We start from the raw sequence: 6,835 nt of genomic DNA on the forward strand, positions 1-6,835 counted from the left end.
GAAGGTCAATAAAGCCATGATTAAAGACCTACAAGCTGGTATTCGCGCTCGCGCGGCCCGTCGTCTGGAAGGGGGCGAAATCATCCGCGTGGAGGCTCACCCCATCCCCGAACATCCCCGTCCTCGTCGTGTAGTTGGTCGCGTGGCACTGGTGGGAGATGCTGCGGGAACAGTTACTAAGTCTTCGGGAGAAGGCATCTATTTCGCCGCTAAATCGGCGCGGATGTGTGCGGAAACCATTGTCGAAGTCACTAACGGCGGCCAACGTATTCCCACAGAGGACGAGTTAAAACTCTACCTCAAGCGTTGGGATAAGAAATACGGTATGACCTATCTGGTATTAGATATCCTGCAACGGGTTTTCTACCGTACCGATGCCACCCGGGAAGCTTTTGTGGAAATGTGTTCCGATAAGGATGTACAGAAGATGACTTTTGACAGTTATCTCTATAAAACCGTTGTTCCCGCTAATCCTCTCGTACAGATGAAGATTACTGCTAAAACTATCGGTTCTCTCCTGCGCGGTAACGCTTTGGCCCCTTAAAATCCATTGATAACCAGAAAACCCAATCTCCGGCGGTGGTTGGGTTTTCTTTTGGGTTGTTTCATCTCCTGTCTTGCTTAACAATTGAGATAGCAAATTCTCCTCAAATATGCCTGAATCGTGGGTAAGCAGCCCATATAAAGTTCATTTTGTCAAGGATTGTTAAGATGCGCTTACCCCTCGATGGGAGTCATGGTTTTCCTATTCCTAGGTCTTTCTTAATTGTAGGGAGAACTTGAGAATCAGAAATTGGAAACCCGTGATAAAGTGGATAGCCATCAGAATCATAACTGTTATTGGGATGAAATACATAAAACTTGTTTTTTTCTTTTTGATATCCATAGCGTTTTTTTTTATAATCTATGGAATGATTTAAGACTTCTTGAGCTTCTTCGATTGTTAAATCCATTGGAGTTCCTTTAACACTAGGTGCGGTTCCTTTCAATGATGAATCATGTTTAGGAGTTCCAGTGTAACGAGGACATAATTTTCTAGATTGAGTAATCTGGGTTAAATTTCTGATGGTAACATTTTCAGAGGATTGGTTTTTTTCTCGAAATGTTACCTCAACGGTTTCATCAACAAAATCGTCCGATTTTTGTAAACTGAGTAAACTACCTTTAAGTTTCACCGCTCCAGTTAAAGAACTCGATGTAATATTTTTGTTGTTAAAATAGCATTCGCAAGATTCAAGCAATACTTGGTTATCGATAAATGGTCCCTTGGTTAAAATTCGTATCAACAATTTAGCCAGCACTTGCTCTTGTGGATGAGGAGACTTTATTTTTTGGCAAATCCATTGATGAATAGTAAGATTAGATAATATTTTTTGTTGAGATAAACTACTATGAGTCTGGATAGGATAATTGTTCTGTATAGGTTTTACTTCTTGGATGATATCATATAAGTTTTTGAGCAGTTCGTAAGCCTCATTGTCGTTTTTAGCTTGCCCAGTAAAAGAAAGTTCATTAATCAAAAACTTCATTTTAAAGCAACTCCATTAAATCTTTTTCCACTTGATCAAAAAATCCATCAGGCCACTGATCAATTCCTCCGTCTTGATAAAGAATGGGTGAAATAACTTCTGATACAGCTTGTCCTTGTTTCAAATATCTTTGAAAATAATGAATTCGTACATCTTGAGCATTAATTTTCTTATTTTTTACCGCTCGACGAATACCATTTAAGACATGATCACTATGAGTTTCTACTATAATTTGTACCCCACAGCTTGCCGCTAATGCTAACAGTTCTCCTATCTTAGATTGTCCTTTTGGATGAAGATGTGCTTCAGGATTTTCTAATAAAATTAACGTATCTGTAACAGATGATAATAAAGCCACAACAATAGGTAGTATATATGTAATACCAAACCCAGTATTTGTAGGACGATAAGGATTACTCAGTCCGTAAGAGTATTGTAAACTGACTAAATCCATTTCTGGATGAGATGAGATTATGATTCTAGTTCCAGGGCTAATTTCTCCAATCCAAGCTTCCACTTGATTTTTAAAACTTGTAGAAATTGCTTGAGGATGTTCTAATTTTGAATCTCTAATTTTCTCTTCTTCGTAGATAGAAAGAAAATGTGCTGTAAATTCTCCCTTACTTCCAAGCTGTTTATGCTGTTTGACTTGAAATTCTGAAATTTCAAAATGTGGACTTGGAGACATTCTTTCTGCTCGTAGATAGTAAAATTTATCAGTAAAAAGATTGGATCGGTAAATTTCTTGAGGAATAGTATCTTGGGACAGGGGAGATAGTTGAAGAACATCAGAATTAGGATCATATTCAAAAACCCATGAACTTTTACCATGATCTGCGCTGGTAATTTCAAAAGTAATTGAATCTTCTTTTGCACCTTCAAAGAGAGCGTCTTTAGCTGTTCCAATACGAACTAAATCACCATTTAATGCTAATCCTTCCTTTGGTAATAAATCCTGCTTATAGGACTGGCGAAGTAATAATAAGGATTGTAGCAAAGTGGATTTGCCACTACTATTTAATCCTGAGAGCAAAGTTAGCGGTTTTAAGTCAAAAGATTGATTTTCAAAAATCTTAAAATTTTTTAACACTAATGATTCTAACATGATAACACCTCTTTTATTATTTCTTTAATTGTATCAAATCTATAGGGAACTTTAGTGGCTGCTTGAGAAACAGATTCGAGAAAATTACTATCATCTTCCATTTTTTTAATAAAAACTTCCTTGACGTTCTCCTTTCTCTCAATTAATGTTTCAAGTTCTTGTTCACTTAAATCACTCAGGGTAACTGACCAACTTTCAAAAAGAGCTTTATTGATAGGATATTTTCTTTTTCCATCTTCTGTGATTTTACGGATTTTACGGAAAGCATCTTCTCCAAAAATATTATTTGCCGCTTTCATGGCAAAAATAAACTTATTTTTGATTTCTTGTACTCGATTTTCATCTATTTTGTTTAGCCTTTTCATTGCTTGATCTAAAAAATCATCCCGACCTTTATCAGACGAATAGGAATTGTAGCTTATTAAAGTAAAAGCAATAAATCCTAAGATAAATTCATGATCGACCATGCGATTCTTTCTTTTTTGACTAAAACTTGTCAATTTTTGGAATTCTGGAATGTTTGCTAATTCCTTGAGAATTTTTATGGCTTTACCTGGATTTATCGCTTGACGAAATTCTTGTAAATTGAGAGGTAATCCTCCAGTATTAATTCTTCTAAAAATGTTATACTTAACTTTAGGTGGTGTACCAGGTTCAATTAAATACACAATAAACTCTGCTTCATTTATTCTGCGTTTATAGTTACGAGATAAATCTGAATACTTGTTCTTTTCTAATTCCTTTAAAAATTCTAGGTCTTTTAAGACAAGCTTCTGATCAAGAATAAAGCTTTTAAATGTACTCAGTCTTTGCAATCCATCTATAATTAGCCATTCGTCTTCCTCGGTTGCATCCATATAAAATGCTGGCAGAGGAATTCGTATTAACAGAGATTCGATTAATCTGCTTTTAGCCTTATCAGTCCAGATGTTAGCGTTACGTTGAAAATCAGGATTTAAGTTAATTTCTTCATATTCAATTCTTTTGATCAGAAGATCCATGGTTATTTGTTTGGTCGTAATTCTGATTTGGGTTGGATCGAAGAAGTCTGAACTTTCTTCTTCTTCTTCTTCTCCTTCTTCTTCTTCTCCTTCTTCTCCTTCTTCTTCTTCTCCTTCTTCTTCTTTATTTTCGTCTTGCAATTCAGTTTCTTGGGATGTTAATTGTTCGTATGTGATATCATTTGTACTGTTTTTCATATTATAGTCCCATGAAATTATTGGCTCTCTTATTCCTTGTGTGATAAGTTAAACTTATATAGTAGCGATCAATCTTTGTGTCCTTTGTGTCTCTGTGGTTCGTTCCACTCACTCGCCCCCAGACTGTATTTTAGAATACATTTTACCCACTAAACCTGAGAGAGCCAATTGTTTTTAGAATATAGCGTACCTAAATAAAATGTCAACCCCTTCAATCCTGTTCTGACCTAGCTTGCCGATCACTCCCAAGGCAATTCTCAAAAGGACGTACAGAAGATGACTTTTGACAGTTATCTCTATAAAACCGTTGTTCCCGCTAATCCTCTCGTACAAATGAAGATTACTGCTAAAACCATCGGTTCTCTCCTGCGCGGTAACGCTTTAGCTCCTTAAAATCAATTTATAACCAGAAAACCCAATCTCCGGCGGTGGTTGGGTTTTCTTTTGGGTTGTTTCTTCCTGTCTTCTCTAATTCAAACAAAAATATCGCCACACCTGCAATCTCTAAGTACCGCCTCACCTCCAATCTAGAGAAATAACGCTCTTTTAATACCATAATTCCGGAATCAGGTCATAATAACCAGCTTGGGGCGGTGGGTAAATACCCGCTTCGATTTTTTCGATAATACTAGGCCAAGCTTGCCTAAAAGCGGCAGAGCGCTCGTTGGGGTGCAGAGTCCAACCCTTGGCATTGGTGAGAGTGGCGCGATAGTAGTTGCTTTGTTCTAGGGAGCGAGAAACCATAATTTCCCAAGAGTCGAGTTTTCCTTTGCCAGTCAAAATATTCCCCCAAGCTTTTAAACCATCGGGTAAATGATCGAGAAAGGTATTTTTATAAGAGCGCCAGAGGGGGGTGATCGGTAAAAGGCGATCGTAGCGACGACAATTAAGTAGATAGGCACGACTACCAAAAAATTTAAATTGATAGAATCCATCGGGATTTTTCGTGCAGGGATGCTGAGAATAAATCGTACCATCGGGCCGCGGTGGACCGGACAAAGGACGCACAAACATCATTTCTGGATGGGTTTCCATTAACTCGATCCCTTCGCAGATCCAACTGTAATCCGGTTCTTGGTAGAGCATCATGTCACTGTCATAATGGACCATATAATCGCTGCGACAGGACTCGATTTTGAAGATCGAGCCGAAAATCGGATAACCTTTGTAGTTATGGGTGGAACGGAGGGGACTGCCGAAATGCTTTTGATAGATACGCTGACGATAGCCCGGATCGTAGTTAAAATCCACTAGGCGATCGATTATGCCATCTTCAACTAATTTTTCACCACAGGCTCTTAATTCCCCCATTGTACCCAGTCCGGGGCGATTAACCTTTTCCCCGCTTAAGGGGGCCGTGTCAATGGCGAGTACCTTTTCCTGGAAGGGAAACTGACTCATTTTGACTAGATGGGGAATAGTGTTCATCATAAACCAGACATCGGTTCGCGCCGTAAAAAACCAGAGCGAACAACTTGGCAATCCCATTTTGTATAAACCTCACTTTTGTTTGGGTCTTAAATGGGATACATTATAGGGGAATCTTCGCGACAAGTTGACACAATTCCTTATTAACCTATGACTATAGCCCTCGATCGCTTACCCCAATCTTGGCAGGGTTTAACCCATCGTTTAACTTATAAGTATTTTCAGGTACGCATTGATACACCCAAAGACCCCTATAAAATTCTCTTTCGTCCCCAACCCTATCAGGTTTTATTTATTCTTAGCCATATGCGATCGGGTTCGTCTTTATTGACCCATATCCTCAATTCTAATCCTGAAATTATCGGTTTTGGCGAAACTCATCTGGTTTATGAGAGTGAAGAGGATTTTAAAACTTTAATGTTTCAACTCTACTGGCGTTTGAAAGATTTAAACATGAATCATAAATATATTTTAGATAAAGTTCTTCATGATCAGAAGTTTTTAGATCATAGTTTTTTGCAATCTGATCCGGTTAAGACCATATTTTTACTACGAGAACCGCAGCGCACTTTAGCTAGTATTCTAGATCTTAAACCCCATCAAAACGAGCAGCACGCGCTAGGCTATTATACTGGTCGTTTAGCCACCTTAGAAAGTTATGCTCGATTAATTAACAGCAAAGAAAAGAGTTTATTTATCACCCACGATCAGGTATTAAACCAAAGTCAGTTGGTTTTTAATAGTTTACAGAGTCATCTCGATACTAAAACGGGATTTTCTGAAGAATATCGAGTTTTAAAAACCACTGGCAGCCGCGGTATAGGAGATTCTTCCGAGAATATCAAAGCGGGTAAAATTATTAAACAAGCCAGAAAATTAGATATAGAAATTTCCGACGCTGTTTTAACCCAAGCCCAAAAAGCCTACGATCGATGCTACGAAACCCTCAGTCATTATTGTCATTGTATCTAAGCTGAATTGGGGATTAGTAATAGCCTTGATTCTCTCCTCCGAGTCCCAAGAAAATCCCCCTAACTCAACTCTAAGTTGAGCATTTAAAAGGTCTGATTAGCCTTCAATATTAGCAATTGTAAAGCCCATCTGACACTCGTAGAGATTGGGCTGTTGGCTTCCTCCTTTACCCAAGGAGTGACCACAGCCTAGTTTACCCTCTCGCCACCGGGGTTGTCCCTGCTGGTTGGCTAAAAGACAGCCCTGACAGACAGAACCCGTATCGAGAATGTGTTCGTCGGTTAAAATCACTAACATGACGTTCACCCCCATTGATCTCCGATCACTTTTGTCTCTATTGTAAGGGGTTTTTTCTGAGATGTAGTGGCGCGCTATACATTCCGCTACTTTTTGGTTTTTTTTCGCCTGGACTCTTCTTATGCAGAAGATTAGTCCTTCAAAAGGGATAGTCATTTCAGATAAGTCTGATACGATTCAATCTTAATTGAAGTGACTATAATTAGGGCTTGCTGAATAAATCTAAAAACCTTGTTGGATAAGGCTTTTAGACTTTTTTTCCCTCAAAAAGTGCCGACCATTGGAGGGATCGGGGGTAAAATTCA

At 38.4% G+C, this 6,835-nt stretch carries 7 protein-coding genes and 1 pseudogene; 3 read left to right on the forward strand and 5 right to left on the reverse strand.

Annotated elements, in window-relative coordinates:
* Window positions 1-544 (forward strand): Rossmann-fold NAD(P)-binding domain-containing protein (locus tag PX481_RS25215; protein WP_502888635.1); only part of this gene is annotated, 544 nt, incomplete at its 5' end.
* A 190-nt stretch (window positions 545-734) separates the two neighbouring features.
* Here PX481_RS25215 and PX481_RS25220 read toward each other — a convergent pair.
* The 3 genes from PX481_RS25220 to PX481_RS25230 are packed head-to-tail and all read right to left on the reverse strand — an operon-like array spanning window position 735 to window position 3,833.
* Window positions 735-1,529 carry a hypothetical protein gene (locus tag PX481_RS25220; RefSeq protein ID WP_193977300.1) on the reverse strand — a complete coding sequence of 265 codons (795 nt, stop codon included), beginning with the start codon at window positions 1,527-1,529 and terminating at the stop codon, window positions 735-737.
* Between the two features lies 1 nt (window position 1,530).
* Window positions 1,531-2,634, reverse strand: a complete 1,104-nt coding sequence (locus PX481_RS25225; protein WP_130756240.1) for an AAA family ATPase — start codon at window positions 2,632-2,634, stop codon at window positions 1,531-1,533.
* The gene (locus tag PX481_RS25230) at window positions 2,628-3,833 is read right to left on the reverse strand and encodes a DUF262 domain-containing protein (RefSeq protein ID WP_288096694.1); all 1,206 of its coding nucleotides are present in this window, start codon (window positions 3,831-3,833) and stop codon (window positions 2,628-2,630) included. Before PX481_RS25230 ends, PX481_RS25225 begins: the two co-directional genes overlap by 7 nt.
* A gap of 255 nt (window positions 3,834-4,088) precedes the next feature.
* Here PX481_RS25230 and PX481_RS25235 point away from each other — a divergent pair.
* Window positions 4,089-4,226, forward strand: a pseudogene (locus PX481_RS25235) (geranylgeranyl reductase); the annotation flags it as partial.
* A 153-nt stretch (window positions 4,227-4,379) separates the two neighbouring features.
* On the opposite strand, the gene PX481_RS25240 reads toward PX481_RS25235, so the two are convergent.
* Window positions 4,380-5,321, reverse strand: a complete 942-nt coding sequence (locus PX481_RS25240) for a hypothetical protein (RefSeq protein WP_288096696.1) — start codon at window positions 5,319-5,321, stop codon at window positions 4,380-4,382.
* A gap of 90 nt (window positions 5,322-5,411) precedes the next feature.
* Between PX481_RS25240 and PX481_RS25245 the strand changes: the two genes are divergently transcribed.
* On the forward strand, window positions 5,412-6,233 hold the full coding sequence (locus PX481_RS25245; protein ID WP_288096699.1) for a sulfotransferase family protein: 822 nt from the start codon (window positions 5,412-5,414) through the stop codon (window positions 6,231-6,233).
* A 96-nt stretch (window positions 6,234-6,329) separates the two neighbouring features.
* Here the strand turns inward: PX481_RS25245 and PX481_RS25250 are convergent, their stop codons facing one another.
* Window positions 6,330-6,530 (reverse strand): hypothetical protein, encoded by a 201-nt coding sequence (locus tag PX481_RS25250; RefSeq protein ID WP_002735656.1) that lies wholly within the window; start codon window positions 6,528-6,530, stop codon window positions 6,330-6,332.
* Window positions 6,531-6,835: the final 305 nt, after the last annotated feature.

The organism is Microcystis sp. M53603_WE2, assembly GCF_030065435.1.

Excerpts from the sequence above, each read along its gene's own strand:
- PX481_RS25220 (WP_193977300.1), bottom strand. The coding sequence starts at position 1,529 with ATGAAGTTTTTGATTAATGAACTTTCTTTTACTGGGCAAGCTAAAAAC.
- PX481_RS25225 (WP_130756240.1), bottom strand. The coding sequence starts at position 2,634 with ATGTTAGAATCATTAGTGTTAAAAAATTTTAAGATTTTTGAAAATCAA.
- PX481_RS25230 (WP_288096694.1), bottom strand. The coding sequence starts at position 3,833 with ATGAAAAACAGTACAAATGATATCACATACGAACAATTAACATCCCAA.
- PX481_RS25240 (WP_288096696.1), bottom strand. The coding sequence starts at position 5,321 with ATGGGATTGCCAAGTTGTTCGCTCTGGTTTTTTACGGCGCGAACCGAT.
- PX481_RS25245 (WP_288096699.1), top strand. The coding sequence starts at position 5,412 with ATGACTATAGCCCTCGATCGCTTACCCCAATCTTGGCAGGGTTTAACC.
- PX481_RS25250 (WP_002735656.1), bottom strand. The coding sequence starts at position 6,530 with ATGTTAGTGATTTTAACCGACGAACACATTCTCGATACGGGTTCTGTC.